Source organism: Bradyrhizobium sp. CCBAU 11357 (assembly GCF_028128865.1).
In the GTDB taxonomy this organism is placed as follows: Bacteria; Pseudomonadota; Alphaproteobacteria; order Rhizobiales; family Xanthobacteraceae; genus Bradyrhizobium.
Genome location: NZ_LBJW01000023.1, coordinates 1 through 367, shown reverse-complemented (window position 1 = coordinate 367; position 367 = coordinate 1). Strand labels below are relative to the sequence as shown.

The 367-nt window shown below is 63.5% G+C and carries 1 pseudogene; it reads left to right on the top strand.

Going from position 1 to position 367, the window contains the following annotated elements:
• Positions 1-367 (top strand): annotated as a pseudogene (locus XI05_RS08885) (ribonucleotide-diphosphate reductase subunit beta); the annotation flags it as partial.

Below are 367 nucleotides of genomic sequence, written 5' to 3'. Positions count from 1 at the left end.
CCTCCGTCCGCGACGACATTGTCGATGTCGCCAAGACCATGTTGAAGCTGGAGGAGAACTTCGTCGAGCTCGCCTTCGGTCTTGGCAAGATCGAGGGCATGCTGCCTGAGCATATCCACGCCTACGTCCGCTACGTCGCCGACTGGCGACTGGCCCAACTCCGGATTGCCTCGGTCTTCGGCTTCTTCGAGGCGAAGGAGGGCGGGTTCACCCAGCTCAAGCCGCATCCGCTGCCGTGGCTCGTCGAGATTCTCAATGGCGTCGAGCACGCCAATTTCTTCGAGCAGCGCGCCACGGAGTACTCCAAGGCGGCGAGCCGCGGCAGCTGGGACGGCGAAGACGGGGTGTGGGCGACTTTCGGCCGTAT